26 protein-coding genes, 3 pseudogenes and 1 riboswitch are annotated in these 25,921 nt (G+C 45.3%); of the genes and pseudogenes, 14 read left to right on the top strand and 15 right to left on the bottom strand.

What is annotated here, in order from left to right; genetic code table 11:
• Positions 1-13: 13 nt before the first annotated feature.
• The 5 genes from HUX74_RS16535 to HUX74_RS16515 form a co-directional block, all read right to left on the bottom strand.
• Positions 14-1,000, bottom strand: coding sequence for a Gfo/Idh/MocA family protein (locus tag HUX74_RS16535; RefSeq protein WP_117601647.1), 987 nt, complete (start codon positions 998-1,000; stop codon positions 14-16).
• A gap of 15 nt (positions 1,001-1,015) precedes the next feature.
• Positions 1,016-1,435, bottom strand: a complete 420-nt coding sequence (locus tag HUX74_RS16530; RefSeq protein ID WP_174647037.1) for an RNA-binding S4 domain-containing protein — start codon at positions 1,433-1,435, stop codon at positions 1,016-1,018.
• Positions 1,432-1,995: an aminoacyl-tRNA hydrolase gene (gene pth / locus HUX74_RS16525; RefSeq protein ID WP_117601645.1), complete on the bottom strand. Its 564-nt coding sequence runs from the start codon at positions 1,993-1,995 to the stop codon at positions 1,432-1,434. Before pth ends, HUX74_RS16530 begins: the two co-directional genes overlap by 4 nt.
• Positions 1,996-2,157: 162 nt before the next feature.
• Positions 2,158-2,748 (bottom strand): 50S ribosomal protein L25/general stress protein Ctc, encoded by a 591-nt coding sequence (locus HUX74_RS16520; protein WP_117601644.1) that lies wholly within the window; start codon positions 2,746-2,748, stop codon positions 2,158-2,160.
• A gap of 138 nt (positions 2,749-2,886) precedes the next feature.
• Positions 2,887-3,294 carry a PUR family DNA/RNA-binding protein gene (locus tag HUX74_RS16515; protein WP_117601643.1) on the bottom strand — a complete coding sequence of 136 codons (408 nt, stop codon included), beginning with the start codon at positions 3,292-3,294 and terminating at the stop codon, positions 2,887-2,889.
• Positions 3,295-3,513: 219 nt separating this feature from the next.
• On the opposite strand from HUX74_RS16515, the gene nusB reads away from it, so the two are divergent.
• The 5 genes from nusB (at position 3,514) to HUX74_RS16490 (ending at position 6,984) form a co-directional block, all read left to right on the top strand.
• On the top strand, positions 3,514-4,440 hold the full coding sequence (gene nusB / locus HUX74_RS16510; protein ID WP_117601642.1) for a transcription antitermination factor NusB: 927 nt from the start codon (positions 3,514-3,516) through the stop codon (positions 4,438-4,440).
• A gap of 38 nt (positions 4,441-4,478) precedes the next feature.
• Entirely contained in the window at positions 4,479-4,814 is a 336-nt protein-coding gene (yajC, locus tag HUX74_RS16505) for a preprotein translocase subunit YajC (RefSeq protein ID WP_009038121.1), read from the top strand.
• A gap of 15 nt (positions 4,815-4,829) precedes the next feature.
• Positions 4,830-5,846 (top strand): YbbR-like domain-containing protein, encoded by a 1,017-nt coding sequence (locus tag HUX74_RS16500; protein ID WP_119961300.1) that lies wholly within the window; start codon positions 4,830-4,832, stop codon positions 5,844-5,846.
• Complete coding sequence (gene coaE, locus HUX74_RS16495) at positions 5,836-6,444, top strand: dephospho-CoA kinase (protein ID WP_119961299.1); 609 nt, start codon at positions 5,836-5,838, stop codon at positions 6,442-6,444. The genes HUX74_RS16500 and coaE overlap by 11 nt, the downstream gene beginning before the upstream one ends.
• 108 nt (positions 6,445-6,552) lie before the next feature.
• Positions 6,553-6,984, top strand: coding sequence for a DUF5606 domain-containing protein (locus HUX74_RS16490; protein WP_005831788.1), 432 nt, complete (start codon positions 6,553-6,555; stop codon positions 6,982-6,984).
• Between the two features lie 85 nt (positions 6,985-7,069).
• Here the strand turns inward: HUX74_RS16490 and clpB are convergent, their stop codons facing one another.
• Positions 7,070-9,664 carry an ATP-dependent chaperone ClpB gene (gene clpB / locus HUX74_RS16485; protein WP_005832699.1) on the bottom strand — a complete coding sequence of 865 codons (2,595 nt, stop codon included), beginning with the start codon at positions 9,662-9,664 and terminating at the stop codon, positions 7,070-7,072.
• A 543-nt stretch (positions 9,665-10,207) separates the two neighbouring features.
• On the opposite strand from clpB, the gene HUX74_RS16480 reads away from it, so the two are divergent.
• The 3 genes from HUX74_RS16480 to HUX74_RS16470 all read left to right on the top strand — a co-directional run bounded on the left by HUX74_RS16480 (position 10,208) and on the right by HUX74_RS16470 (position 12,842).
• Positions 10,208-10,804: a DUF6621 family protein gene (locus HUX74_RS16480; RefSeq protein WP_055288528.1), complete on the top strand. Its 597-nt coding sequence runs from the start codon at positions 10,208-10,210 to the stop codon at positions 10,802-10,804.
• A gap of 14 nt (positions 10,805-10,818) precedes the next feature.
• The gene (locus HUX74_RS16475) at positions 10,819-11,706 is read left to right on the top strand and encodes a LysR family transcriptional regulator (RefSeq protein ID WP_035448955.1); all 888 of its coding nucleotides are present in this window, start codon (positions 10,819-10,821) and stop codon (positions 11,704-11,706) included.
• Positions 11,707-11,819: 113 nt separating this feature from the next.
• Positions 11,820-12,842 (top strand): YeiH family protein, encoded by a 1,023-nt coding sequence (locus HUX74_RS16470; RefSeq protein ID WP_009038126.1) that lies wholly within the window; start codon positions 11,820-11,822, stop codon positions 12,840-12,842.
• A 140-nt stretch (positions 12,843-12,982) separates the two neighbouring features.
• On the opposite strand, the gene HUX74_RS16465 is transcribed toward HUX74_RS16470, so the two are convergent.
• Positions 12,983-13,576 carry a hypothetical protein gene (locus HUX74_RS16465; protein ID WP_174647036.1) on the bottom strand — a complete coding sequence of 198 codons (594 nt, stop codon included), beginning with the start codon at positions 13,574-13,576 and terminating at the stop codon, positions 12,983-12,985.
• A 160-nt stretch (positions 13,577-13,736) separates the two neighbouring features.
• Between HUX74_RS16465 and HUX74_RS16460 the strand changes: the two genes are divergently transcribed.
• From HUX74_RS16460 to HUX74_RS16445, 4 genes are all read left to right on the top strand, one after another.
• The gene (locus HUX74_RS16460; protein WP_008665423.1) at positions 13,737-14,081 is read left to right on the top strand and encodes a hypothetical protein; all 345 of its coding nucleotides are present in this window, start codon (positions 13,737-13,739) and stop codon (positions 14,079-14,081) included.
• A gap of 128 nt (positions 14,082-14,209) precedes the next feature.
• Positions 14,210-14,725 (top strand): RNA polymerase sigma factor, encoded by a 516-nt coding sequence (locus HUX74_RS16455; RefSeq protein WP_057089549.1) that lies wholly within the window; start codon positions 14,210-14,212, stop codon positions 14,723-14,725.
• Entirely contained in the window at positions 14,706-15,230 is a 525-nt protein-coding gene (locus tag HUX74_RS16450; RefSeq protein WP_005832693.1) for a hypothetical protein, read from the top strand. Before HUX74_RS16455 ends, HUX74_RS16450 begins: the two co-directional genes overlap by 20 nt.
• Positions 15,231-15,236: 6 nt before the next feature.
• Complete coding sequence (locus HUX74_RS16445) at positions 15,237-15,947, top strand: DUF4252 domain-containing protein (RefSeq protein WP_117964231.1); 711 nt, start codon at positions 15,237-15,239, stop codon at positions 15,945-15,947.
• A 67-nt stretch (positions 15,948-16,014) separates the two neighbouring features.
• On the opposite strand, the gene recA is transcribed toward HUX74_RS16445, so the two are convergent.
• The 3 genes from recA to HUX74_RS16430 form a co-directional block, all read right to left on the bottom strand.
• A complete protein-coding gene (gene recA / locus HUX74_RS16440) occupies positions 16,015-17,052 on the bottom strand; it encodes a recombinase RecA (RefSeq protein ID WP_117601636.1) in 1,038 nt (345 codons plus the stop codon).
• Positions 17,053-17,070: 18 nt separating this feature from the next.
• On the bottom strand, positions 17,071-17,517 hold the full coding sequence (gene bcp / locus HUX74_RS16435) for a thioredoxin-dependent thiol peroxidase (protein ID WP_057258658.1): 447 nt from the start codon (positions 17,515-17,517) through the stop codon (positions 17,071-17,073).
• A 135-nt stretch (positions 17,518-17,652) separates the two neighbouring features.
• Positions 17,653-18,846, bottom strand: coding sequence for a saccharopine dehydrogenase family protein (locus HUX74_RS16430; protein ID WP_016272822.1), 1,194 nt, complete (start codon positions 18,844-18,846; stop codon positions 17,653-17,655).
• Positions 18,847-19,037: 191 nt separating this feature from the next.
• On the opposite strand from HUX74_RS16430, the gene HUX74_RS16425 reads away from it, so the two are divergent.
• Positions 19,038-19,829: an META domain-containing protein gene (locus HUX74_RS16425; protein WP_117601635.1), complete on the top strand. Its 792-nt coding sequence runs from the start codon at positions 19,038-19,040 to the stop codon at positions 19,827-19,829.
• Positions 19,830-19,910: 81 nt separating this feature from the next.
• On the opposite strand, the pseudogene HUX74_RS16420 reads toward HUX74_RS16425, so the two are convergent.
• Positions 19,911-20,487 (bottom strand): annotated as a pseudogene (locus HUX74_RS16420) (Crp/Fnr family transcriptional regulator).
• Positions 20,488-20,540: 53 nt separating this feature from the next.
• A complete protein-coding gene (locus HUX74_RS16415) occupies positions 20,541-21,941 on the bottom strand; it encodes an MATE family efflux transporter (protein WP_117601653.1) in 1,401 nt (466 codons plus the stop codon).
• 442 nt (positions 21,942-22,383) lie between these two features.
• Between HUX74_RS16415 and dnaK the strand changes: the two genes are divergently transcribed.
• Positions 22,384-24,303, top strand: a complete 1,920-nt coding sequence (gene dnaK, locus HUX74_RS16410) for a molecular chaperone DnaK (protein WP_005831748.1) — start codon at positions 22,384-22,386, stop codon at positions 24,301-24,303.
• A gap of 94 nt (positions 24,304-24,397) precedes the next feature.
• Here the strand turns inward: dnaK and HUX74_RS16405 are convergent.
• From HUX74_RS16405 to HUX74_RS21075, 3 genes and pseudogenes are all read right to left on the bottom strand, one after another.
• Positions 24,398-24,861: pseudogene (locus HUX74_RS16405) on the bottom strand (HTH domain-containing protein); the annotation flags it as partial.
• Positions 24,862-25,065: 204 nt separating this feature from the next.
• A pseudogene (locus HUX74_RS16400) lies at positions 25,066-25,464 on the bottom strand (PaaI family thioesterase); the annotation flags it as partial.
• Complete coding sequence (locus HUX74_RS21075; RefSeq protein WP_370540406.1) at positions 25,460-25,621, bottom strand: HAD hydrolase family protein; 162 nt, start codon at positions 25,619-25,621, stop codon at positions 25,460-25,462. The gene HUX74_RS21075 and the pseudogene HUX74_RS16400, both read right to left, overlap by 5 nt.
• Positions 25,622-25,721: 100 nt before the next feature.
• Positions 25,722-25,921: riboswitch (cobalamin riboswitch) on the top strand.

Below are 25,921 nucleotides of genomic sequence, written 5' to 3'. Positions count from 1 at the left end.
CCATGAACGCTAATCAGAGTTTGTTCAGTATTTTGTCCATTACCCAGTTGGTAAGAGTGGCGCTTTCACCGTCACAGCTGCAGATTGACTTGCCTAGCAGGTGGTCTACCACTGCCTGGATAAGCGGTTGCTGGACGTAAGTGGGATTTTCAACAATGATTTCCTCACGCCCTCTTTCTGTGTGCAGCGCAATGGGGTCATAGGTGAACACGGAGAAACAAATCATGCCTTTGTCTCCAATGATTTCTATACGATCTTCGCGGGCAGATTCGTGGGCGACGAAACACCAGGAGCCGCTGCCCACCAGTCCGCTGTCAAACTGGAAACATGCGCTTAGGGTGTCCTCGGCTGGATATAGTCCGCCACGGTTGCTCTTGTAGCCGCTGGCTTCAAGGATACATCCGAAGATTTCCTGCAACAAATCTATCTGGTGGGGTGCAAGGTCATAGAAGTATCCTCCACCGGCAATATCCGGTTGCACGCGCCACGGTAGGTTTTCCTTGTTATGGTCGAGGTCGCGGGGAGGCTGGGCGAATCGGATTTGAATGTTGATGATGTTGCCAATATGTCCTTCCTCTACCAGTGACTTTACCTTTAGGAAGTAGGGCAGATAGCGGCGGTAATACGCAACAAAACATGGAACACCCGTTTCTTTGGAAATGCGGTTGATGCGGCAGCACTCTTCGTAGGTAACAGCCATCGGCTTCTCTATGTAGACCGGTTTACCTGCCTTCATGGACATGATGGCGTACGTAGCATGTGAAGAAGGAGGAGTGGCAATGTACACGGCGTTCACCTCTTCGTCGTCAATCAGCTCCTGGGCATCGTCGTACCATTTGGGAATCCCTCTTTCCTTGGCGTAGGTCTTGGCCTTGTCACCATTTCGACTCATGACGGCCACAACTTCGGAGTTCTCTATTTTCTGAAATGCCGGTCCGCTTTTGTATTTGGTCACTTCTCCGCAACCGATGAATCCCCATTTAATTATTCTCTCGCTCATAATCTTTCCCTTATTTTACTCTTCCTCGAAATCGAATTCAAAGTCGAAATCATCCAGAAATTCCGGTTCTGTAAATTCTTCCAGGCTCCGGCGGTCTTTTTTCGTTGGCCGTCCACTACCTTTGGCACGGTTGACGAAACCGCTGACACGGCTCATTTCCAGCAGTTCATACTGTTCCGGAGCCGTTACATTCTCCATCATTTCAGCTACTAACTTTGCGCCGACACGCTTTTCAATGGGTTGCAGTACTTTGAAGGAATAGGTGACGGGGGGCTTGCGCACTTGGATGACGTCTCCCGGTTTCACCGTACGGGCAGCCTTTGCCAGTGCGCCATTGATGCTGATGCGCCCTTTTTTGCAGGCTTCGGCAGCTATGGTACGTGTTTTGAAGATGCGTACAGCCCACATCCATTTGTCAATTCTGGCTTCGTTCATTTCTTGTTATATTGATTCATGGTGATATCTATTCCCGCCAGACAGAAACTTTTGATGATTTCTCCGGCTGTTTCCAATCTCTCGCCCATTGTTTTCCAATCTTCATCGGTAAAATGTCCCAGCACATAGTCAATCTGTCCGCCACGGGGAAAGTCATTGCCGATTCCAAAACGCAGGCGTGCATAGTTCTGGGTGCCCAGCGTTACTGCAATATGCTTAAGGCCGTTATGTCCCGCATCGCTTCCCTTACCTTTCAGGCGCAGTGTACCGAAAGGCAGTGCAAGGTCATCTACCACTACCAACACATTCTCCAATGGAATGTTTTCCTTTTGCATCCAGTAGCGTACGGCGTTACCGCTGAGGTTCATGAAGGTGGAAGGCTTCAGTAGTAATAGTTGGCGTCCCTTGACTGACAGCGTTGTGGTGAAGCCATAACGTCCGTCGGTAAAAGTGGCACCTGCTGCTTTTGCCAGAGTATCTACTACCATGAATCCGATGTTGTGACGGGTTTCGTGATATTCGGGGCCGATATTGCCCAATCCTACAATTAAATATTTCATTGTCAGTGCTTCAAGTCTATTCTCTTTCTCCTTTCAGAGGAGAAAGAGCAGTAAGAAAAAGAACGCGGATTATCGCAACTTTCCGCGGAAATCAGTATGAAATCTGCGTTGGCTGCGTTAATCCGCGTTCCCCAATATTTAGTCTTTCTTGGAAAGAATTGATTAGTTGCCTGCAGCAGCAGCGGCACCTCTTGCAGCACGAGTCAGCTTAACGGCGCATACAACAGCTTCTTTGGCATTCAGCAATTCCAATCCTTCGTATTGCAATTCGCCAACTTTAACAGTCTTACCAAGTCCCAAGTGAGTAACGTTGATAGTCAGTCTTTCAGGAATTACGTTATACAAAGCTCTTACTTTCAGTTTACGCATCTGGAGTACCAGCTTACCACCGGCCTTAACACCTTCTGCCAAACCTTCCATCTGTACCGGAACTTCCATAACGATAGGTTTAGCCTCGTCAATTTGATAGAAGTCAACGTGTAGGATGGTATCCTTTACGGGGTGGAATTGGATATCTTTCATGATAGCGTTTACTTTCTTGCCATCAATCACCAAGTCAACTACGTAGATGTGTGGAGTATAAACCAAATTGCGCAGACCTTCTGCAGGTACAGTGAAGTGAACATTTTCACCTGCACCATAAAGTACGCAAGGTACACCGTTGTTTTTACGAATAGCTTTCAAAGCTCTTGCTTGTTCCGAAGAACGTTCTGCAATAGTTCTTGCAGTTCCTTTTACTTCAATTGATTTCATTTCTAAAAAAATTGTGTTACTCTAAATTAAGTAAATTTTTTGCTTAATTCACCATCACACGATGTGGTTTACCACACGATGTTGCAAAAAAGCGGTGCAAAAATACAGCTTCTTTTTGAATTATCAAAAGGTTATAACTTAAAATTCAATGTCTATTTTGATTTCTCCGTCCAGGGGGCAAGCTTTTTCCTCTTGTGGTACTTCTTCTTTGTGTGTTTCGGGAGTTTCAGCCTCGTCGTCAGCGGTATGTCTTGTGTGGAAACCCTGTTGCTCCTGGATGAAGCCGATGGCCTGCTGGAGTCCGTTCATGAACTTTTCAAAATCTTCTTTGTATAGAAAGATTTTGTGCTTTTCGAAACTTACCTGCGAGTCGTCACCCTCGCCCATCACGATTTTCTTGCTTTCCGTAATGGCGAGAAACATTTCGTCTTTTCTGTTTTTCTTGACGTCTAAATAGTAGATGCGCTTACCTGCTTTGATGGATTGGGAGAATACAATCTCCTTGTCGTTCATGTCCGCTGCGTTTTTCTTCTTAAAGTCTTCCATATTATAATAGGTCTCAATTTTGATATTATCACCTTAAAACTTGTATCTCGTAGCTTTTAGCTCTTTATCGGGCTCAAAATTGACGATTTTTTTTAAACTGTCAAAAGAAAAAGACCGGATAATCAATATCTGCATTAAAAAATGTGATTTATTTATGTAAACTCATTAAAAATGCCTACTTTTGCGCCTTGTTAAAACACTAGTATTTACTTTAGAATTATGATCAACAGAGTTCTTATTCGTCTTAAGATTATACAGATTGTATATGCTTATTATCAGAATGGCAGTAAAAATTTAGACTCAGCGGAGAAAGAATTATTCTTTAGCCTTTCAAAGGCATACGACCTCTACAACTACCTGCTGATGCTGATGATAGCTTTGACGAACTACGCACAAAAACGTATTGATGCGGCAAAAGCTAAGCTGGCTCCCACTGCCGAGGAGCTGTATCCCAACATGAAATTTGTGGAAAACAAGTTTATAGCCCAGTTGGAAGTGAACAAACAATTGACGGAATTCATCGCCAACCAAAAGCGCACGTGGGCCAATGATGAAGACTTCGTCAAGGGATTGTATGAGAAAATTGTGGAATCAGATATATATAAGGAATATATGGCTTCTTCGGACGATTCTTACGAATATGATCGTGAATTGTGGAGAAAACTGTATAAGACTTTTGTTTTCAACAACGAAGCCTTGGACAGTGTGCTCGAAGACCAGAGCCTTTACTGGAACGACGACAAGGAGATTGTGGATACTTTCGTGCTGAAAACCATCAAGCGCTTCGAAGAGAAGAATGGTGCCAACCAGGAGCTTTTACCAGAGTTTAAGGATGAGGAAGACCAGGAATTTGCACGCCGTTTGTTCCGCCGTGCCATCTTGAACTGTGACTATTACCGTCATCTCATCAGTGAGAATACGCGTAATTGGGACTTGGACCGTGTAGCCTTTATGGATGTTGTAATCATGCAGTGTGCATTGGCCGAAATATTGAGTTTCCCGAACATTCCGGTGAGTGTTTCGTTAAACGAATATGTCGATATTGCCAAAGTTTACAGCACGGTCAAAAGCGGCAGCTTCGTGAACGGTACATTGGACGGAATAGTTAATCAATTAAAAAAAGAAGGTAAGTTAACGAAAAACTAATACCTTTGTTTAATAATAGAAACCAAAACTGAGTATTTATGAACTTAATGACTGTATTCTTCCTGCAAGCTCCTGTTGCAGGGCCTGCTGGTGGTGGTAGCATGATGTGGATTATGCTGATAGCCATGTTCGTTATTATGTATTTCTTTATGATTCGTCCTCAAAACAAGAAGCAAAAGGAAATCGCAAACTTCCGTAAATCGCTTCAAGTGAATCAGAAAGTAATCACAGCCGGTGGCATCCATGGTGTTATCAAGGAAATCAACGACAATGATGTGGTGCTTGAAATCGCTTCCAACGTTAAGATTCGTATAGACAAGAATTCTATTTTTGCTGCAGCTGCTGATGCGAATAGCAGTCAGGCATCTAAATAATAGAAATGTGAGCCTATGTTTGAACGTAGGAACATACAACGTACATATCTGAAGATATCAAGAGAAGTGAAGGACTTTCTGCTTAGCGATAAAAGCAGAGAGTTCTTCATTTTTTTGTTTTTCTTCTTTGTGGCCGGTGGCTTCTGGCTCTTGCAGACCTTGAACAACGACTATGAGGCGGACTTCTCTATACCGGTGCGGCTGAAGGGAGTACCCAATAATGTGGTGATTACTTCTGAACCTGTTTCAGAACTCCGCATCAAGGTAAAGGATAAGGGAACGGTACTGCTCAACTATATGTTGGGAAAGAGCTTCTATCCTGTTATTCTCGATTATGCCGATTATACGGGTGTGGATAATCAAGTAAGGATATATCCCCCGCAGTTTGAAAAGAAAGTGCTGAACCAGCTGAATGCTTCTACCCGCCTGCTTTCCATGAAGCCGGATACATTGGAGTACATCTATTCGACGGGAGCCTCCAAACTGGTGCCGGTGAAGCTGCGCGGCACGCTGAGTGCCGGACGTGAGTATTATCTTTCGGATACGATATTCAGTCCCGATTCCGTATTGGTGTATGCGCCGCAAGGCGTGCTGGATACGATTACTGTTGCCTATACGCAACCGGTGAAGCTGGAAGATATATCGGATACCTTGAGACAGCAAATCCCCCTGCGTGTTCAGAAAGGTGTGAAGTTTGTGCCTTCTTCCATTGAGATGATGCTTCCGGTGGATATTTATACAGAAAAGACAGTGGAGGTGCCGTTGCGTGGCGTTAACTTTCCTGCCGACAAGGTGCTGCGCGCTTTCCCTTCTAAGGTGCAGGTCACGTTTCAGGTTGGTCTGAGTCATTTCAGGCAGATTAACGCTGATGATTTTCATATTTACGTGTCTTATGAGGAACTGCTTCGTCTGGGTTCCGACAAGTATACGGTAAAGATCAAGAATCTGCCGAAAGGGGTGAGCCAGGTGCGCTTCAATCCGGCACAGGTGGATTTTTTGATAGAGCAAATTTCTCCTGATTATGGCGATTAAGATAGGTATAACCGGTGGTATCGGTAGCGGAAAGAGTATGGTATCCAGACTGTTGGAAGTGCTGGGTGTTCCCGTCTATATCTCGGACTTGGAAACGAAAAAGCTGATGGTATCCGATTCATTTATCCGCGAGGAATTGTCTGCCTTGCTTGGTGCGGAAGTGTATGCCGGTGGTACACTGAACAAGCCTTTGTTGGCGTCTTATCTTTTTGGCAGTCCGGAGCATGCCCAAAAAATCAACGGTATTGTGCATCCTCGTGTAAAGGAGGATTTCAGGCGGTGGACACAATGTCGCGCCGCTTCTTCCATTGTCGGTATAGAATCGGCCATTTTGGTTGAAGCGGGGTTTGCAGGTGAAGTAGATGCTATTGTTATGGTCTATGCGCCCGAAGAGGTGCGTATTTCACGTGCCGTCTGGCGGGATGCTTCCTCGCGCGAATTGATAGAAAAGCGTATCCGTAGCCAGATGGATGACGAAGAAAAGCGTAAATATGCAGATTTTGTCATTGTAAATGATGGCGAAACTCCATTGATTCCGCAAGTTTTAGAGCTAATCGGTTCGCTATCTGAAAAAATGCACTATCTGTTACGAAAATAGGCATCTTCTTAACAATAAAAATAAGCAAGCTTATTTTGTATTGTCTTCGGCTTACATTATCTTTGCCTCCCGAAAAAATAACTACTAATCATCAAAACAGAATATATTATGTTGAAGACTATTTTGTCCATTTCCGGTAAACCGGGATTGTATAAGCTTGTTTCTCAGGGAAAAAATATGTTGATTGTAGAGTCGCTTGCAGACAAGAAGCGTTTTCCTGCCTATGGTAATGAGAAGATTACTTCTTTGGGCGATATCGCCATGTATACAGATACGGAAGATGTTCCTTTGAAGGAAGTGCTTCTTTCCATGAAGAAAAAGGAAAACGGCGCTGCCGTAGTGATGGACTTAAAGAAGGCTACTGCCGACGATTTGCGTGCTTACCTGGCAGAGGTATTGCCTACCTTCGATCGCGACCGCGTATATCCGTCCGACATCAAGAAATTGATTGTTTGGTATAATTTGCTGGTGGCAAGCGGTATGACGGATTTTGAAGAAACTCCTGCGGCAGAAACGAAGGAGGAAAGCAAGGCCGAGTAATCGGAGAAGGATTGAAATACAAAATAAAAGAGGCGATTCTCAATAGTCGGGAATCGCCTCTTTTATTGGGGGATACGGATTGCTTTTAATTTCTGAAAACCAGTCCGTCGTCAGTGGTATTGGCATCCACTGTAATAGGCTTGCTGCGGTCTACTTCCTGAGCCAGCAGCTTCTTCGACAAGTCGTTCAGCAAATAGTGCTGGATGGCACGTTTCACCGGACGGGCGCCGAATTCAGGGTCATACCCTGCATTGGCAAGGAAGTCTATGGCGGCATTTGTCAGAACAAGTTCCACACCGTTACCGGAAAGCATCTTCTGCACACTCTTGATTTGGAGCACCACAATCTGCTTGATTTCGGGCTCTGTCAGCGGCAGGAACATGATGGTCTCGTCGATACGGTTCAGGAATTCCGGACGGATGGTCTTTTTCAGCATATTCATCACTTCCTTCTTGGTTTCCTCTACGATTTGCTCCTTATTGCTACTGTTTAGTTTCTCCATCTGGCTTTGGATATAGCCACTGCCCATGTTGGAGGTCATGATGATAATCGTATTCTTGAAGTTGACCGTACGCCCTTTGTTGTCCGTCAGACGTCCGTCATCTAGCACTTGCAGCAAGATGTTGAATACGTCCGGATGCGCTTTCTCGATTTCGTCGAACAGGACGACAGAATACGGTTTCCGCCTTACGGCTTCTGTCAGTTGTCCACCTTCATCGTAGCCCACATATCCCGGAGGCGCTCCAACCAGACGGGAAACGCTGTGTTTCTCCTGATACTCGCTCATGTCGATACGGGTCATCATTGTCTCGTCGTCAAAGAGGAACTCCGCCAGCGCCTTTGCCAATTCCGTCTTACCTACACCGGTGGTTCCCAGGAAAAGGAATGAGCCGATAGGACGTTTCGGGTCTTGCAGTCCGGCACGGCTGCGTCGTACGGCATCGGATACGGCCTCGATGGCTTCGTCCTGCCCGATAACCCGCTGGTGCAGTTCCGCCTCCAGATGCAACAGTTTGTCCTTTTCGCTTTGCAGCATCTTGCTTACCGGTATGCCGGTCCAGCGGGATACTACGTCAGCGATGTCTTCAGCGTCCACTTCCTCTTTAATCATGGCCTTGTCGCCCTGCATCTCGTGCAGTTTTTGCTGCGTTTCTTCAATCTCCTGGTTCAGCGCTTGCAGTTTGCCGTAGCGTATTTCGGCCACCCGGCCATAGTCGCCTTCCCGTTCAGCCTTGTCGGCCTCGAACTTCAGGTTCTCTATTTCCACCTTATTCTGCTGGATTTTGTTGACAAGGGTCTTTTCACTTTGCCATTTCGCCTTGTACGAGTTTTCCTGCTCTTTCAGCTCGGCAAGTTCTTTGCCGATTTGTTCCAGTTTGGGCTTGTCGTTTTCGCGCTTGATGGCTTCACGTTCAATCTCCAGCTGCTTTATCTTACGCGAAATCTCGTCCAGCTCTTCCGGTACAGAATCGACCTCCATACGCAGCTTGGCGGCGGCTTCGTCCATCAGGTCGATAGCCTTGTCCGGCAAGAAACGGTCGGTGATGTAACGGTTGCTCAACTCTACGGCGGCGATGATGGCATCGTCCTTAATCCGTACGTGGTGATGGTTCTCATAACGTTCCTTCAGACCACGCAGAATGGAGATGGTGCTCAGCGTGTCCGGTTCGTTCACCATGACAATCTGGAAGCGGCGCTCCAACGCTTTGTCCTTTTCGAAATACTTCTGATATTCATCGAGGGTAGTGGCCCCGATGCTCCTCAGTTCACCGCGTGCCAAGGCGGGTTTCAAGATATTGGCGGCATCCATGGCACCTTCGCCCTTGCCGGCACCCACCAAGGTATGGATTTCATCAATGAAGAGGATAATGTCTCCTTCCGACTTCTTCACTTCGTTGATAACGGCCTTCAGACGTTCTTCAAATTCGCCTTTGTACTTGGCGCCAGCCACCAGTGCACCCATATCCAGGGAGTAGACTTGTTTGTTCTTCAAGTTCTCGGGGACGTCTCCACGCAAGATACGGTGGGCAAGTCCCTCTACGATAGCTGTTTTACCGGTACCCGGTTCACCGATAAGAATCGGGTTGTTCTTGGTACGCCGACTCAGAATCTGCAGGACACGCCGTATCTCTTCGTCACGGCCGATGACGGGATCCAGTTTGCCGCTGCGGGCTGCTTCGTTCAGATTGATGGCATACTTTTCCAATGACTGGTAAGTGTCTTCGCTGGATTGTGAAGTTACTTTTTCTCCTTTTCGCAGTTCGTTGATGGCTTCCCGCAGTTCGCGTTCCGTCATCCCGGCATCTTTCAGAATGGTGGATGCAGTGCTTTTCACATTCAGCAAAGCCAGCAGTACCGGTTCCAGGGAGACGAATTCATCACCCATTTCCTTGGAATATTGGGTGGCCTTCTGGAACACTTCGTTCGTTTCACGGCTCAGGTATGGCTCTCCGCCGGATACCTTGGGCAGAGAATCAATTTGCTTGTCCAGTACAAGTGCTATCTGCTGACCGTTCATGCCCAGCTTCTGGAAGATGAAGTTGGTGACATTTTCACCTACTTTCATCACGCTTTGAAGCACATGCACGGGCTCGATGGCTTGCTGTCCACGGCTTTGTACCAGGTTCACAGCCTCCTGCACTGCTTCTTGCGCTTTAATGGTAAAGTTGTTAAAGTTCATATTTTGTTCTCCTTTCTATTTTATCAGTTTCATAACACTTGGGAAGGCGCAAAAGATTTGCCATTGGCACATTTCGGACAAATTGTCTGCATATAAAACATGTAAAATGACAAATTGTCTGTAAATCAGTCGTTTTGTTTCTTTCTACTTCTTTAGATAAGAAGTTGGAGCAAAGTTCCTTTTCGTATTAAACTCTATTGGTTAAAGAGAAGGGCAAATAAGGATGTCATGCATGAGATGTGCATCTCATGTAGTACGAGGTGTACATCTCATGTAGTACGAGATGCACATCTTATGTAGTGAGGGCCTATATGTTTTAGTAGCTAAGTCTTCGTGTTCCAGCTCCAAGGTTTCCGTGTTGCGGGGGAAGGATATTCTCTTTCCGCTTCGGAGATATAGATTAATTGCTTGGGATGATACAAGTTATTGATAAATTTGTCGTACTTTTACTGCTTCAAAGTTTTGTGCTTTCTGTGTGGTAGGTTTTCGGAGCTCCGCTTGCAGAGGAGCATTATGTATAATTACGTATTAAAATAGAAGATAATGGAGGATAAGATAAAGTTTCCGGCAAATGTGATATTGATAGATGTTGCATTTCTGAATGAAGTGGTATATGGTGCAAAGAACTTTTTGGAAGGTAAGTTGGGGCGGAAGCTACCCGATGTTGACCTGCCGGCATGGTTGAGCTATCTGGCATTGGACGCCGGCTTGAGAGAACAAGAAAATGAGGTGGAAGTGTTGCTGGTGCATACTCCGGCAGCGGACGTGCTGAAGTGTTGTGAACCATCCGATGTGAATAAACTGAATCACCAGGCATGCCGTACGCCGCTGGGCGAATTTACATTTTCTTCCGTCACCTCTTCCGGTTTAGTCTCTACCGAAGCGTTGTTTCTTGACCTGATGAACCTGGCACTTGATTCTGCAGATGTGAAGTGTTTGATGCTGTTGCCTTTCCATCAGGTATATGGTAATGGAGTGGAGGAGAAGCTGGCGGGTTTCTTCAAAGACAAGAGTGAAGAAGAACGGGGCAAAGCTGTGTACTTCATCACGGAGGAACCTCTGAGCCCGGTGTATTGCCGCCTGGAGCCGGTGTTTTATTCTTTGGCGCATGCATTCGGCATCAAGTCTGACGAGTTATAAGATATAAGAAGTATATGAGTGATTTCCGTTTAAAAGTGTTCCAGTCTGTTGCCAAGAACTTGAGTTTTACAAAGGCTTCGCAAGAGTTGTTTGTAAGTCAGCCGGCTATAACTAAGCATATCCAGGAGCTGGAGGCCACTTATCAGACGAGGCTTTTCGACCGGCAGGGAAGTAAAATCAGTTTGACCGAGTCAGGCCGGCTGCTTTTGGAGCATTGCGAACGGATATTGGAGGACTATAAACGGCTGGAATATGAAATGCACTTGTTACATAACGAATATATTGGCGAACTCAAGTTGGGAGCCAGCACTACCATTGCGCAGTATGTGCTTCCTCCGTTGCTGGGCAGTTTTATCGGCAAGTTTCCGCAGGTCAACTTGTCCTTGCTCAATGGAAATTCCCGGGAAATAGAAGCCGCTTTGCAGGAACACCGCATTGACTTGGGATTGGTGGAAGGGGTTTTCCGCCTTCCCAATCTGAAGTACACTACTTTTCTTGAGGATGAACTGGTAGCGGTAGTCCATTCCAAAAGCCGTTTGCAGTTGCCCGAAGAGATTACTCCCCAGGATTTGCCCGCTATTCCTTTAGTGCTCCGTGAGCGCGGTTCGGGTACGCTGGACGTGATAGAACGCTCACTCCAGAAGCACGGCGTCAAGCTTTCCTCACTCCATGTACTGATGTATCTGGGTAGTACCGAAAGCATCAAGCTCTTTCTTGAAAACTCCGATTGCATGGGAATCGTGTCTATCCGTTCCATCTGCAAGGAACTGGCGGCAGGCACTTTCCGCGTGGTCGAGATAAAGGATATGCCCATGCTTCGCGACTTCTGCTTTGTCCAGTTGCAAGGGCAGGAAGGAGGATTGTCGCAAGCCTTTATGAACTATATGTTTATGTCCCGATAACAATAAGTTATAGTCTATAAGTAGAAACGATTGGCGGGTGTGCTAAAATAGAACTACCTTTGCACCCGGAAAATTAAGGAATAAACATTAGTAATAATAGTAAAGTAAACAGTATGGCTTCAAATCGAGTTTTGGCTAAAAGCATTAATATGCCTTTTCTTCAAAGTAATAATAAATTTATTTATGTATCTCTCCTGGTTGTCCTCTCCTTCTTTCTGCTGTTGGATTATGTGCCCGGTATGCATGCCTATTCGGCATGGGTCACTCCGCCGTTGGCGTTGTTCTTGGGGTTGGCCTTTGCGTTGCTGTGTGGGCAGGCACATCCGAAGTTCAATAAGAAGACTTCAAAGTATCTATTGCAATACTCTGTTGTAGGGTTAGGATTTGGAATGAATCTGCAGGCTTCCCTGGCTTCGGGCAAGGAGGGAATGGAGTTCACGATTATTTCTGTAGTGGGGACATTGCTCATAGGCTGGCTCATAGGACGTAAGTTCCTGAAAGTGGACCGTGACACTTCTTATCTTATCAGCTCCGGTACGGCTATCTGCGGAGGCAGTGCCATTGCGGCTGTGGGTCCGGTATTGAAGGCAAAGGATAGCGAGATGTCTGTGGCATTGGGCACCATCTTTATATTGAATGCCATTGCATTGTTTGTTTTTCCGATGATAGGCCACGCTTTGAACATGAGCCAGCATGAGTTCGGCACATGGGCGGCCATTGCCATACATGATACGAGTTCGGTAGTGGGGGCAGGTGCCGCATATGGCGAGGAGGCCCTGAAGGTGGCAACGACTATAAAGCTGACACGTGCCTTATGGATTATTCCTTTGGCTCTGGTAACTTCGTTCATCTTTAAGAGTAAGGGACAGAAAATCAGTATTCCCTGGTTCATCTTCTTCTTTGTGCTGGCTATGATTTTCAATACTTATGTGCTGGGCACTACCGAAACGGGTGCCATGATTGGTGAGGGTATCAATTCTTTGGCTCGCAAGACGCTGACTATCACTCTGTTCTTTATCGGTGCCTCTCTGTCACGTGATGTACTGAAGGCAGTAGGCATCAAGCCCTTGATACAAGGCACCTTGTTGTGGATAGTGATTAGTGTGAGCACGTTGGCATATATCTACTTGTTCTGATTACATCGGTCCGGCAGTTCTTGAAGTATAACTTCCGGTTGAAGAAGACGGTAGGATTTTTGTAATGTATTTCTTCCCTCATTGGATATATAGACGAATACACATCTCGGGATGACCGGGGTGTGTATTTCTTTTGACAGTTAGTTTACTTTTTTGATGATAAAGTCGAAAGAGGTGAAGAATTGAGGGTGCTTACCGATAGATATGGGAAGAATAATGGTAATGGAGGAATTCCTCCCTTTCCTAATCTCTTTCTTGTTGTATATTCGAGAGTTTGCTTTATTTGCCGTATAAGTTGTCACGCCAATCTTTTGGCTTGTTTCTGCTTGACTTTTTATAATTGCCAAGGGCGTTTCCGCTTCTGCTAGTATGGGGTATTTGACTTCTGAGCTTCTTCCATCCACAATGAATTGCATATTTTTCCAGTTTATTCGGATATCTTCTGAAGAGTTGTTGCAAATTATAATTTCCCATTGGGAGTCGTTTGGAATAAACTTATAAGTAACCCCATCTTTTGTATACTCTAATTTCCCTTTTTGGTTCTCCAGCCATTTAAAGGATACTTGGCATCCTGTATCAACGTATTGTGCAGATAAAGTGGTTGGAAATAGGAGAAACAGCAAAATGGCCAGCTTATTTTTCTTCTTATATTTCCGGTAGTCATTGTATATCCATAGCATAATAAAAATAATGCCGATAGGGATGGCTATGAGAATACATGTCAGTAAATTCATGATGGCAGGTTTTATTTGTTTGTTTATATGAATATGTTGCAAAAGTATCATAAAATATTTGATAAAACAAACAAATTATGAATAAAAAGAGTGGCGTATACAGACAAATTGGTATTGGTGTTCCTTATAATATGAATGATTAATTTGTATCTTCATATAAATGGAAAAAAGTAATATATACATCGGAGAGATAATCAAGAACGTGATGCTTGAACAGCAAGTTACCAAGGCAGAACTTGCACGAAGACTGAAAGTTAAGCCTCAAAGTGTAGACTATATGCTTACGAGAAAAAGTATTGATACGGATACGTTGTATAATGTCTCATGTGCCTTGAACTACGATTTTGCTTTGTTGTATTCCATTCATAAGGAACAGATAAATTATGATACGTTAGAGCAGGAGTATAGGCTCTCCACAGCGAAAGTGTTGGTGGAGCTTGAGCTGAAGCCTGAAGACATTGCGAAATTGAATCTTAAAAAGCGGATTGCTGATGTCTTGAAATAAACGCACTCTTGGACTGGTGCTATTGGTGTTTTCATTTTTTCCCATTTTTTCTTCCTGGTCGTGTAACAAAATCCTTTCCTCCTACGTCTGAAGGGTATAAACAGAAATTTACTATTGATAAATAGCCCATGGACGCTGAAAGTTTTAAAAAAGAGTTTCTGCCATATCATCGCAAGCTGTACTGCATAGCTTATAGGCTGTTGGAGAATGCTGCCGACGCTGAAGATTTGGTGCAGGAAGCTTATCTGAAGTTGTGGAACAAGCGGGAAGGACTGGCCATTATCAGTAATCCGGAAGCATTCAGCGTTACTCTGGTGAAAAATATGTGCTTTGATTTGCTTCGTTCAGGAAAGTATACTTTGAGCAGACAGAGCGTGGAGTTGGCCGAAGTGCATAATGTGTCTCAAGCAGATAACTTTGAAGTGCGGGATGAAGCGCAGCAGGTAAGGCACATCATTGCCCGTCTGCCGGTGCAACAGCAGAAAATAGTAACGTTGCGTGATGTCAAGGGATGTTCTTATGAAGAGATAGAGCAGGTCACGGGATTGAACGCTACCAATGTCCGTGTACTGTTGTCCCGGGCAAGAAAAAAGATACGTGAGGAATTTAATAAATGGAGTAACTATGAAAGTCGAGGAAATTGAAAGGCTGCTCGCCGAATTTTATGAAGGGAATACCAACGAGCAGGAAGAAGAGTTGTTGAAGGAAGCTTTCAGAACCGAAGAAGTGCCCGAGCACTTGCAGAAGGACAAGAAACTCTTTCTCAGCTTTTTTCCCGGGGAAGTGGTGGATAATGTTCCCGCCGGATTGGAGGATAAACTGAGCCGGATGATTGATGAAAAGGCTGAAGAGGAACAACGTTTTTTCCACCGGAACAAGGCCAAACGTAATTGGCGCTGGATAGGAGGTATTGCTGCCACCATTCTGGTTCTTGTAGGTGTAGGTTATGGCATTACGAACATGGGAGAGGATATGCGTCCTCCTACACCTCAGGACACTTTCTCTGATCCGGAAGCTGCTTATAAGGCATTGCAGGCCACTTTAATCGAGGTGTCTGCGAATCTGAACAAGGGAATTGAGCAGATAGAGGAAACGCGGATAGACGTAACGAAGGTGAACCAGGAAGTAAGAAAAGAAATTCAACAATAATCTGATATGAAAACAATGAAAATTATTTTGGCAGGTGTACTGCTGATGTTGCCTTTGCTTTGCCAGGCACAGAAGAACCTATTCAACAAGTATGGAGATATGAAAGGCGTGTCGTCCGTCTACATATCCAAGGCAATGATAGAAACGAATCCCAACTTGTTTACTAAAGATGTTTATATTGGGAAAGTGTCCGGACAGTTGAACTCTGTGCAGGTACTTTCTACAATGGATAATAATGTAAAGAAAGAAATGCGTAAGGATCTTCGTTCTTTGGTGCAGTCTTCCAGATATGAATTGCTGATGAAGCAGAAAGGGACAGTCTCCAGTTCTGAATTCTACATGAGCCGTAAAGGGGAAAAGGTGAAGGAGCTGATTATGATTGTAGACGGTGCAGCCACTTTGAAATTTGTTTATCTGGAAGGTGATATGACTTTGAAGGATATACAGAATATCATGATGTATCAGAATACCAGCTGGAATGGGAACAATGTGAATATACAGCTTCCGGATATAAACTGGGCGGAGATAGAGAAGTTGAAGAACCGCGATTGGCTTGGAGAATTGAAGCATTCGCAAGAACTGGCATTGAAAGGGCTGGAAAATGTAGCTAAACTGAAAGACAACAAGTATCTGAAAGAACAGATGGATGCCGATACTTGGAAACGTTTTGAAAAAAGCATGGAGGCTTTGGAAGAACGTTTGGAAAAAATGGAATAGGAAGCGGTACCCTTTTAGGGAAACTTGCCAATAGAATGTTTTGTTTTTCTATTGGCAAGTTTTTTTGTTATTTGTCTTTTCTCAATTCTGCAAAGATAAGCCCTTCCAGCTCTTCTGCCAGTTCCGGATTGTCAAGGATGACCTGCTTGGCGGCGTCGCGTCCCTGGGCAATTTTCGTCTCGTTATAGCTGAACCATGAGCCGCTTTTCTTGATGATGCCAAGCTCTGCACCCAAGTCAATGATTTCGCCTGCACGGGAGATGCCTTCACCGAACATGATGTCGAATTCCGCTCTACGGAAAGGAGGAGCTACCTTGTTCTTTACAACTTTCACTTTGGTCTGCTTGCCGATTACTTCATCGCCGTTTTTGATGGCTTGGCTTCCACGGATGTCAAGACGTACGGAGGCATAGAACTTCAGTGCATTACCGCCGGTAGTTGTTTCGGGATTGCCGAACATGACACCGATTTTTTCGCGCAACTGGTTGATGAAGATGCAGGTGGTGCGTGTTTTGCTGACAGCTGCCGTCAGTTTACGCAAGGCTTGTGACATGAGTCGGGCTTGCAGACCCACCTTGTTGTCACCCATATCGCCTTCAATTTCAGCTTTCGGGGTTAAGGCAGCCACAGAGTCCACTACAATGATGTCAATAGCGGAAGAACGGATCAGTTGCTCTGCGATTTCCAGCGCTTGTTCGCCGTTGTCCGGTTGTGATATCAGCAGATTGTCCACATCCACACCCAGTTTTGCCGCATAGAAGCGGTCGAAAGCATGTTCTGCATCAATGAATGCGGCAATGCCTCCTGCCTTTTGCGCTTCAGCAATGGCATGAATGGCGAGGGTTGTCTTACCGGAGGATTCCGGGCCGTAAATCTCGATGATACGTCCGCGGGGATATCCTCCCACGCCAAGAGCTACATTGAGGCCGATGGACCCTGTGGGAATAACTTCTACTTGTTCGACACTTTCGTCACCCATTTTCATGATAGAGCCTTTGCCAAAGCTCTTTTCTATCTTGTCCATGGCAGCCTGCAAGGCTTTCAGCTTTTCACCTGATGCCAGATTGTTGCCATTTTCAAAATTCAGTTCGTCTTTTTTTGCCACGTTGTTAATGTTTAATGATTATAAAATTTGTGCCGCATGGTCTTTGGTCTTCACTTCTTTCGGAGTGATGATACGCTCTACAATACCTTCTTCATTAATGATGAAAGTTGTGCGGAACGTTCCCATATATTTGCGGCCATACATGCTTTTTTCGCCCCATACTCCGAATTGTTCTACCAGCTTCTTGTCGGTGTCTGCAATCAGGGTAAAAGGCAGATTGTTTTTCTCAATAAATTTCTGGTGTGACTTTTCGCTGTCCACACTGACGCCGATGACTTCATAACCGGCTTTGCGCAGGTCGGCATAATTATCCCGCAGGTTGCAGGCTTGTGCCGTGCAGCCGGATGTCATGTCTTTGGGATAGAAGTAGAGTACAATCTTCTTTCCCTTATAGTCGCTCAAGCGGATTTCTTCACCTTTTTCGTTGATGCCCAATACTTCGGGTGCTTTATCTCCTATATTCACTTTGTTAATGTTTAATGATTAGTGATTAATGGATAATGATTAGTGATTAATGTTTAATGATTAATGGGCGGAGCACCTTTTTGTCCGCATGGTATTAATCATTAAACATTAACCATTAATCATTAATCATTAATTTCAAACTTCCAAGTCTCCGTCGATAATCTCATGCCAAGGCAGGCCTTGTTTGTTGAGCTGTTCCATGAACGGGTCCGGATTGAATTCCTCGACATTCCATACCCCTGGCTTTTTCCACAATCCTTTGAGGAACATCATGGCACCAATCATGGCAGGTACACCGGTGGTATAGCTTACGCCCTGCATGCCGGTTTCCTTATAGGCTTCTTGGTGGCTACAGTTGTTATATACATAGTAAGTACGCTCTTTGCCATCCTTTAGTCCGCGGATGCGGCAGCCGATGGATGTTTCGCCTTCGTAGTTTTCGCCCAGGTCTTGCGGGTTGGGGAGGACGGCTTTCAGGAATTGCAGCGGAACAATCTTCATGCCGTTATATTCCACTTCGTCTATGCGGGCCATACCGATATTTTGGATGACACGCAGGTGTGTGAGGTATTCCTGGCCAAACGTCATCCAGAAGCGTGCACGCTTGATAGTGGGGAAATTCTTTACCAGAGACTCCAGTTCCTCGTGATAAAGTAGGTAGGAATCGCGTGGGCCGATGTTCGGATAAGTCAGGTCTTTGTGGATTTCCAGCGGCTTGGTTGTTACCCATTCTCCGTTTTCATAATAGCGGCCGTTCTGTGTAATCTCACGGATGTTGATTTCCGGATTGAAGTTGGTGGCGAATGCTTTATGATGATTTCCGGCATTACAGTCTACAATGTCCAGATATTGTATTTCGTCAAAATGATGTTTGGCGGCGTATGCCGTATATATTCCACTTACTCCCGGGTCGAAACCGCAACCGAGGATGGCGGTCAGTCCGGCATCTTCGAAGCGTTTCTTATAAGCCCATTGCCAACTGTATTCAAAGTGGGCAACATCTTTCGGCTCATAATTGGCAGTATCCAGATAGTTGACTCCACTTTGCAGACAAGCCTCCATGATGGTGAGGTCTTGGTAGGGGAGGGCTACGTTGATGACGATTTCGGGTTTGAAACTATTGAAGAGTGCTACCAGTTCGTCCACGTTGTCGGCATCTACCTGGGCGGTTTTGATGTTCGGGTTACCGATTGCCTTGACAACAGCGTCACATTTAGACTTGGTGCGGCTGGCTATCATGATTTCTGTAAACACATCAGGATTTTGAGCCACTTTGTGCGCAACAACGGTACCTACACCGCCTGCACCGATAATAAGAACTTTACCCATTTCTTTCTACTATATTATTATATTAAGTTTATAAAAAATATGGAGAGCAAATATAAGGGTTAATTCTTAGATAAACATTAAAATCCTGCTAAATACTTTGGGAAAAATGCTTCAAATATTAAATAAATTACTTGCATTTGGGTTATTTTCTATATATTTGCCCCTCGAATAAATTAACTTAAACAACGAAAATGAAAAAAGTATTTGTTTCCCTATGCATGGCAAGCGTATTGATGGGCTTGTCTTCTTGTGCATCAACTAAAAATGCCGCAACTCTTTCTTCTATCAACGGTGAGTGGAATATTATTGAAGTGAATGGCACCGCCGTAGTCCCTGCTCCTGGCCAGGAATTTCCCTATATCGGTTTCGACACAAAGGCTGGAAAAGTATTTGGCAATAGTGGTTGCAACCGTATGATGGGTTCGTTTGACGTGAATGCCAAGCCCGGCACGATTGACCTTGGCGCTTTAGCAAGTACCCGTATGGCTTGTCCGGATATGACTGTAGAAAATAATGTGTTGTCGGCTTTGAACAAAGTGAAAAAGTATAAGAAGCTGGGAAAGGAAAATATAGCTTTATGCGGTGCTTCCAATCGTCCCATAGTCGTGTTGCAGAAGAAAGAATCCGTTTCCAAGTTGTCTGATTTGGAAGGAAAGTGGATAATTAGTGAGGCTGCGGGCGAGGCCATTCCCGATGGAATGGAGAAGCAGCCGTTCATTGAATTTAATATTGCAGAAAAGAGCTTGCACGGTAATGCGGGTTGCAATTTGATTAACGGCGCTTTCCAGGTTGATGATGAAAATCCTTCGGCAATCTCTTTCCCGCAAGTTATCAGTACCATGATGGCATGCCCTGATATGGAGGTGGAAGGCCGTGTGCTGAAAGCCTTAAATTCCGTTCAGTCTTTTGGTAAGCTGGCAGGTGGAGGCATCGGGCTGTACGATGCTGACAATAACCTGGTGATGGTGTTGGTGAAGAACTGACAAGATAGGTTGAAATAATAAAGGCTCTTACAGCAATAATCTGCTAGGAGCCTTTTTTGTATCTTGATATAAAATAGTCTTTTACTTTTTCTTTAATCCTGCGCGTATCCGGCTCAAGGATTGCGGAGTGATGTAGAGGTAAGAAGCCAGATACTTGAGCGGTACATCCTGTAGCAGTTCCGGATTCTCTTCCATCAGCGTCATGTACCTTTCTTTTGCAGTGGGAGGGGTACCGTAGGCTACTGTAGAACTGTCTACCGACAGAATTTCCCGTTCAAAGATTCTTCTGCCGAAGTTGGCCATATCTATGGAATACGAAAAAAGGGCTTCCAGCTCAGGCTTACTGATACAATAGGCGATGCTCTCGTTCACTGATTCGATGTTGATGGGGGAAACTTCGCCGTCCACAATATCCCCACGATGAGAAAGCTGTGTCGCCCGGTGCGGCGAACCAAAGGGAGTTTTCCGTACCCTCTGTCAGGTAGTAGGCGCGCCAGATACCTTTCTTCAAAAGATAGAAATTGCTGTTCCTCTCCCCTTCGCTGATAATGAGTTCTCCCTTGCTGAAACGAACTTCTGCCATGTGTGACAGAAGTTCGTGCAAAGTGTTTTCCGGTAGTTTATACTTCTTGCAGAATTTCTTTGTCATAGTTTCCATGCCGCAAAGATAGTGCAAACTGAAGACATAACTTTTACGCTTGCATGAAAAAGTCATGTCGGGGTGCAGCCTGTCTTGTCTAAAGATACGGATTTTTCTTTATGCTTCCTTTTCCCGGATATGTAAATCACGAGGATAAAGAGGGTTGTCAGCATTTCTGCAAGAGGGGTGGCAAGCCAGATTCCCCGGTCTCCCAATAGCAGGGGCAATCCGAAAAAGCAGGCTGTCAGCAGAATAAAACCACGCAGCAGGGTGATAACTGTGGCGTATTTGGCACGCTCCACACTCTGGAAATAGCCGATGGATACGATGTTAACAGCAAAGAACACGAAGCCGGTGGCATACAAAGGCAACCCTTTTACCGCTATGTCATAAGCCGGATAACTGCGGTCTATGAACATGCCTACAATTTCAGGACTGCAGAATATTGTGACCAGGGCAAAACATACACCGCAGCCTATGGCTGTTTTCAATGCCAGCAAGTAGGCGCGGCGGACACGTTGGCTTTCGTTCAGGCCGTAGTTATAACTGATAATCGGCTGTGCCGACTGCGCAATGGCATTATATACCATAAATATAATAGGAAAGAAATAGCAGGCGATGCTGAATGCCGCCACTCCGTCTTCCTTCAGATAATGGATGAACACCTGGTTGCCGACAAACATCATGCAGGCAATCGCCACCTCGCACAAGAAGGCGGAAGAACCCAAGCGGCACATATAGCCAATGTTGCGGCGCATCAGTTGCATGCTTTTCCGGCTCATCTTAATGGGGTGGAAGCGCAGTGTGCACCGGCGGCGCAGTAGATAGAATACTACCATCAATGCGCCTACCGTAGTGCCTATAGCACTTGCCAATGCGGCACCGAACATCCCCCAGTCAAAGGGGAAGATGAACAGATAATCCAATAGGATGTTCAGAACTGCAGCCACCACATTGCACATCATGGCAAAGTTGGGCGAACCGTCCAGCCTCAGAAAAAACATACCCGAATTGAGTAATGCTGTGAACAGAGAGAAAGGCACAAACCAAAGCATGTATTCCACAGCCAATGGCGTGAGCCGTTCGGACCCTCCGAGCAGCTTTACCACCTGCGGGGCAAATGAACAGAATAGGGTGGAGGTACACATCAGCAGCAAGGAAGATATGACTACAGACTGTGTGATGTTGATACGTGCCACCTTGACTTTCCCGTGTGACAGATGAATGGAGGCCACCACAGAGGCACCGACTCCGAACATAAGTCCCACACCCGTAGAGAACAACCATAGCGGTGCCACAATGTTGACCGCCGCCAAAGCATCACTGCCAATTCCTTTTCCGACAAAGATGCCGTCGGTGATAACGAATAGTGCGGAGAAAATCATCCCCAGTACAGTAGGGAGCAATAGTTTGCGGAACAATGTCTTGATGTCCGTGTTCTTGAAGTCGATACTGTCTCTCATCTTTTCCATACTCATCTTATTTATTTCTTTATATGTGAAAAACAATCATTTCCGTGCTGCGATTAAGCCCAATGTTAACTAATCCTTAATCGTTCCACCATGGTGGAACGATATTTCCCTCGTGGTGGAATGATATTTTCTCCACGGTGGAACAATATTTCCTCCATGGAGGAACGGTTAAAGGTATGCAAGGAAAATGATTAATGTTGTTCATGTTTTATTATCTCTGATTCGGGCGACAAAAGTAGAGCTTTTGAATGGAATGGAAATTAACAAATGGTAATTTCCGACAGAAAAAATGATTTTAATTCTGCCAAACTGACAGATAAACTGCCACAAGTATAAATCTGCGGCTGCTCTGAACAATTTGGCACAACGTTTGTCTTTTTATTGGCGTCTGCCACTGAGGTGGACGTCGAAACAGAATAATAACAAATAAAAAATAACGATCATGGGAAAAATTATTGGTATTGACTTAGGAACAACAAACTCTTGCGTTGCAGTATTCGAAGGTAACGAACCTGTAGTAATTGCAAACAGTGAAGGTAAGCGCACCACTCCTTCAGTAGTAGCATTTGTTGATGGTGGCGAACGTAAAATCGGTGATCCTGCCAAGCGTCAGGCTATCACGAACCCCACCCGTACGGTTTTCTCCATCAAACGTTTCATGGGCGAAAACTGGGACCAGGTGCAGAAAGAAATCGGCCGCATGCCTTATAAAGTAGTAAAGGGTGACAACAATACTCCGCGTGTAGACATCGACGGACGTCTCTATACTCCGCAGGAAATCTCTGCAATGATTCTGCAGAAGATGAAAAAGACTGCCGAGGATTATCTGGGACAAGAAGTGACAGAAGCCGTAATTACCGTCCCCGCATACTTCTCCGACTCCCAACGCCAGGCTACAAAGGAAGCCGGACAGATTGCAGGTCTTGAAGTGAAGCGTATTGTGAACGAGCCGACTGCCGCAGCTCTTGCTTACGGTATTGACAAGTCTCACAAGGACATGAAGGTTGCCGTGTTCGACCTTGGTGGTGGTACATTCGATATCTCTATCCTCGAATTCGGTGGCGGTGTGTTCGAAGTATTGTCAACCAACGGTGACACTCACCTGGGTGGTGACGATTTCGACCAGGTAATCATCGACTGGCTGGTTCAGGAGTTCAAGAACGACGAAGGTGCCGACCTGACTCAAGACCCGATGGCTATGCAACGTCTGAAGGAAGCTGCCGAGAAGGCTAAGATTGAGCTGTCCTCTTCTACCAGCACTGAAATCAACTTGCCGTACATCATGCCCGTAGGCGGTGTGCCCAAGCACTTGGTGAAGACGTTGACCCGTGCCAAGTTCGAGGCTCTGGCTCACAACTTGATTCAAGCTTGTTTGGAGCCATGTAAGAAGGCTATGAGCGATGCTGGTCTGAACAATGCGGACATCGATGAAGTAATCCTTGTAGGTGGTTCTTCACGTATTCCGGCAGTACAGAAGTTGGTAGAAGATTTCTTCGGTAAAGTTCCTTCCAAGGGTGTGAATCCGGATGAGGTGGTGGCCGTAGGTGCTGCCGTGCAAGGTGCCGTTTTGACGGACGAAATCAAGGGCGTTGTATTGTTGGATGTTACTCCGCTTTCTATGGGTATCGAAACTATGGGCGGTGTGATGACGAAGCTGATTGATGCCAACACTACCATCCCCTGCAAGAAGAGCGAGACATTCTCTACTGCTGCCGACAACCAAACGGAGGTTACCATCCATGTATTGCAGGGTGAGCGTCCGATGGCTGCGCAGAACAAGTCAATCGGCCAGTTCAACCTGACAGGTATTGCTCCGGCACGTCGCGGTATTCCTCAGATTGAGGTAACGTTCGATATCGACGCCAACGGTATCTTGAAGGTGTCTGCCAAAGATAAGGCTACCGGTAAGGAACAAGCTATCCGTATCGAAGCTTCCAGCGGTTTGAGCAAGGAAGAAATCGAAAAGATGAAAGCCGAAGCCGAAGCCAATGCTGAAGCAGATAAGAAAGAGCGTGAGAAAGTAGACAAGCTGAACCAGGCCGATTCTATGATTTTCCAAACCGAAAATCAGTTGAAGGAACTCGGCGACAAGCTCCCTGCCGACAAGAAGGCTCCGATTGAAGCTGCTTTGCAGAAGCTGAAAGATGCCCATAAGGCTCAAGACCTGGCTACCGTAGACTCTGCCATGGCCGAATTGAATACGGCATTCCAGGCTGCAAGTGCTGAAATGTATGCCCAGAGCGGTGCTCAGGGTGGTGCACAAGCTGGTCCTGATATGAATGCAGGGCAACAAGGCGGTGCTCAGGATAATACAAAGCATGGCGATAATGTGCAGGATGCTGATTTTGAGGAAGTGAAGTAAGTTGCGATAGGTGATTTTATAGAAAAAAAGAGGCGTGCAATCCATTAAGTTGCACGCCTCTTGTGTTTTTGAATTTCAAGTCAGTCTTATATACTTATTTTTCAGTTTGGGGATTAATGACAATGCGCCAATAGCCACCAAAGTCCACACCTTCACGAGATAAGATACCCATAGACCGCAATTTTGCAATTTGTTTTTCTACGGCACGAGAACTTATACCAATCTTGTAAGCCATAGTTTCGGCTGACATAGAAGGATCGGAAATGACGAAATCGATAATCTTCTGTACTGTCCTTCCTATGTTTTTAGAGGCATCTGTGCTCTCTCCGAACTTTTGTTGTTTACACCAAACATTTTCGCATTTACACCGAACTTATCGACCGAACTTTCTTCGTTTGCAGGATACTTTTTGAGGGGACTGTTTACCCTTTCGGCCACTTCTTCTACGGATATTCTTTCGCTCTTTCCCCAATTCAAATTATAGAATGTAGTGAAGAAAGAAGATGCTTCCGTATTGGCAAAAGCCGACACGGATTTAAGCCATGACTTCACTTTCTTACGTTCCAACATTTCCTTGAAATCATAAGCTGAACATTCTGTTATCAATGTATTGTTGCGTATCTGCATCGTTTTCTTTTTGTTGTTCGGGTATAACACTCTAATATAATTTACAAAGGTAAGGATAAAACCGAGGAATTGGTTAACCTCCTCGTTTCCTTTTGATTTTCATGTATTTACATTACGTAGTTTATAACAATTACTTTATCTTTTCTTTATCACACTATTCACCACCCGTACAGAAGAAACCAGTTTATTGGTGGAAGTAAATACATCCACATTCCATATATGGGATGAGCGTCCTTTGTGCAGGATAGTGCCTACTGCCCTTACGGTATCTCCTTTGTGTGCAGAAGAAATATGATTTCCGCTGACTTGCATTCCCACGACAATCTCATCAGGTTTGCAGATAATCATGGAGCCGAGCCCGGCAACGGTTTCTGCCAAGGCAAGGGTGGCACCGCCATGCAGAATGCCGAAGGGTTGGCGGGTACGGTAGTCGACCGGCATGGTTGCTTCTACGCGCTCGTCCGAAGCGTATGTGTATTGAATGCCCAAGTTTCCCATCAATGCGTGGCGTGCCCGTTCGTTCAGTAAATCAAGATGGCATCAGTCCATAAGTCGGCCTACCGGATGCCAAAACTATGCGCACTCCCATCTGCTGGACCTTTAGCAGAGCAGCTAATGTCCTTTTACTGATTTCTCTTTCATCATTGAGTAGCGTTCCATCTACATCAAGAACCAATAATTTATATTTCATGGCAACTCGATTTTGGGGTTATTATGTTACAAAGTTAGAAAAATGACTGTTAAAACGGTAATATTCGTTTTATTGTTTACTGAAACTTCTTTTATTTATCCTATCTTTGTCCACGTTTTGTTCCGCGTTCTCTATCCGGAGAAGCGGATGAAAAGGGAATCGGGTGAAAGTCCCGAACAGTCCCGCTGCTGTGAGTTCCATGCTCGGTGTATCATACTTGTGCCACTGTTCTTCGGAAAGAACGGGAAGGCGATGTACCGGGAACGAGTCAGAAGACCTGCAAAACAAAGTCGAAAAATT

The organism is Bacteroides sp. Marseille-P8574, assembly GCF_902825465.1.
In the GTDB taxonomy this organism is placed as follows: Bacteria; Bacteroidota; Bacteroidia; order Bacteroidales; family Bacteroidaceae; genus Bacteroides; species Bacteroides uniformis.
Note: the sequence above shows the minus strand (reverse complement) of the source record. Positions and strands in the feature narration are given on the sequence as shown.

Coding starts and splice junctions, on each gene's coding strand:
- HUX74_RS16415 (WP_117601653.1), bottom strand. CDS start 21,941: ATGGAAAAGATGAGAGACAGTATCGACTTCAAGAACACGGACATCAAG.
- HUX74_RS16445 (WP_117964231.1), top strand. CDS start 15,237: ATGAAAACAATGAAAATTATTTTGGCAGGTGTACTGCTGATGTTGCCT.
- HUX74_RS16455 (WP_057089549.1), top strand. CDS start 14,210: ATGGACGCTGAAAGTTTTAAAAAAGAGTTTCTGCCATATCATCGCAAG.
- clpB (WP_005832699.1), bottom strand. CDS start 9,664: ATGAACTTTAACAACTTTACCATTAAAGCGCAAGAAGCAGTGCAGGAG.
- HUX74_RS16530 (WP_174647037.1), bottom strand. CDS start 1,435: ATGAACGAAGCCAGAATTGACAAATGGATGTGGGCTGTACGCATCTTC.
- coaE (WP_119961299.1), top strand. CDS start 5,836: ATGGCGATTAAGATAGGTATAACCGGTGGTATCGGTAGCGGAAAGAGT.
- yajC (WP_009038121.1), top strand. CDS start 4,479: ATGAACTTAATGACTGTATTCTTCCTGCAAGCTCCTGTTGCAGGGCCT.
- HUX74_RS16500 (WP_119961300.1), top strand. CDS start 4,830: ATGTTTGAACGTAGGAACATACAACGTACATATCTGAAGATATCAAGA.
- HUX74_RS16460 (WP_008665423.1), top strand. CDS start 13,737: ATGGAAAAAAGTAATATATACATCGGAGAGATAATCAAGAACGTGATG.
- HUX74_RS16475 (WP_035448955.1), top strand. CDS start 10,819: ATGAGTGATTTCCGTTTAAAAGTGTTCCAGTCTGTTGCCAAGAACTTG.
- HUX74_RS16450 (WP_005832693.1), top strand. CDS start 14,706: ATGAAAGTCGAGGAAATTGAAAGGCTGCTCGCCGAATTTTATGAAGGG.
- pth (WP_117601645.1), bottom strand. CDS start 1,995: ATGAAATATTTAATTGTAGGATTGGGCAATATCGGCCCCGAATATCAC.
- HUX74_RS16480 (WP_055288528.1), top strand. CDS start 10,208: ATGGAGGATAAGATAAAGTTTCCGGCAAATGTGATATTGATAGATGTT.
- HUX74_RS16490 (WP_005831788.1), top strand. CDS start 6,553: ATGTTGAAGACTATTTTGTCCATTTCCGGTAAACCGGGATTGTATAAG.
- HUX74_RS16470 (WP_009038126.1), top strand. CDS start 11,820: ATGGCTTCAAATCGAGTTTTGGCTAAAAGCATTAATATGCCTTTTCTT.
- HUX74_RS16465 (WP_174647036.1), bottom strand. CDS start 13,576: ATGAATTTACTGACATGTATTCTCATAGCCATCCCTATCGGCATTATT.
- dnaK (WP_005831748.1), top strand. CDS start 22,384: ATGGGAAAAATTATTGGTATTGACTTAGGAACAACAAACTCTTGCGTT.
- HUX74_RS16520 (WP_117601644.1), bottom strand. CDS start 2,748: ATGAAATCAATTGAAGTAAAAGGAACTGCAAGAACTATTGCAGAACGT.
- HUX74_RS16425 (WP_117601635.1), top strand. CDS start 19,038: ATGAAAAAAGTATTTGTTTCCCTATGCATGGCAAGCGTATTGATGGGC.
- HUX74_RS16430 (WP_016272822.1), bottom strand. CDS start 18,846: ATGGGTAAAGTTCTTATTATCGGTGCAGGCGGTGTAGGTACCGTTGTT.
- HUX74_RS16535 (WP_117601647.1), bottom strand. CDS start 1,000: ATGAGCGAGAGAATAATTAAATGGGGATTCATCGGTTGCGGAGAAGTG.
- HUX74_RS16515 (WP_117601643.1), bottom strand. CDS start 3,294: ATGGAAGACTTTAAGAAGAAAAACGCAGCGGACATGAACGACAAGGAG.
- HUX74_RS21075 (WP_370540406.1), bottom strand. CDS start 25,621: ATGAAATATAAATTATTGGTTCTTGATGTAGATGGAACGCTACTCAAT.
- nusB (WP_117601642.1), top strand. CDS start 3,514: ATGATCAACAGAGTTCTTATTCGTCTTAAGATTATACAGATTGTATAT.